Here is a 1,022-nt window from a genome sequence, read left to right as displayed (position 1 = left end):
CAGGAGGTCGAGCAGCCAGAGCAGGATGATCTTCATGGCGAAACCGGTGTCGGGGGCGGCGACGCGGGGGCGGCGGCCTGCGGGTCCGGGCTCGCGCGCGCGGGATCGCCGGCCGCCGGCGCGGCCCCGGCGGAAGGCGCGTCCGCGCCGTCCTTCGCCGGGCCGTGGATCCAGGCGTCGAAGATCCGGCGCGCGATCGGCGCGGCGGTCGTGCCGCCGTAGCCGCCATGCTCGACCACCACCGCCAGCGCGATGGTCGGCCGCTCGGCCGGTGCTCGGCGTTGTCGGTGATGCGCGGCGCCTCGCGCACCGGCAACGGCGTCCACGGCCGGTCGTAGCCGTCCCTGCGCTCGGCCACCAGCCGCAGCGGATGCAACGCGCCGCCGTTGGCGATGGCGGCGGTGCCGCGCGCGAGCTGCAGCGCGGTGGCGACCCAGTAGCCCTGGCCGATGAGGGCTCGCGGCTGCGCGTGGCCTTGTATTCGATCGACGGCACCACGCCCGGGTTCTCGCCCATCAGGTCGATGCCGGTCCGCTGGCCGAAGCCGTAGCGGCGCATGTACTCGGAGAAACGCTCGATCATGCGAGATGCCGTTGACGAACAGGTTGGGGTCGAAGCTCGGCAGGCTGACCATGCCCAGCACCTGGCCGGTGGCCGGGTCCACCGCCACCGCCGAGCCCTGCAGCTCGCCGAAGGCGTCCACCAGGTGTGCGGGAACAGCACCTGGCTGGCGCCGTAGCGCTCGACGTCGGACTCGTCGGTGCGGCCGACGTAGCCGATCACGTGGGCGAACAGCGGACCGTAGGGATAGCGGCGGTTGAGGTAGGGCACCACCTCGACGCCGGGGAAGCGCCAGCGGTCCACCGCGAAGGCCTGCTCGGGGGTGACCTCGAGCCGGTAGGCCGGCACGTTGTCGGCGAGGATGCGGCCCTTGCGGTCGTAGATCAGGCCGCGCCCGGGCACCACCGGCCGCGGCTTGATGCGGTTGGCCTCGGACCGCCGCACGTAGTCGCCGTGGTCGA

General features: G+C 73.5%; 1 pseudogene. It reads right to left on the bottom strand.

Annotated features, from left to right (window positions below):
* Positions 1–391: 391 nt before the first annotated feature.
* Positions 392–1,022 (bottom strand): annotated as a pseudogene (locus Z164_RS23665) (penicillin-binding transpeptidase domain-containing protein); the annotation flags it as partial.

It is taken from the genome of Luteimonas huabeiensis HB2, from assembly GCF_000559025.1.
Taxonomy (GTDB): Bacteria; Pseudomonadota; Gammaproteobacteria; order Xanthomonadales; family Xanthomonadaceae; genus Luteimonas; species Luteimonas huabeiensis.
Note: the sequence above shows the minus strand (reverse complement) of the source record. Positions and strands in the feature narration are given on the sequence as shown.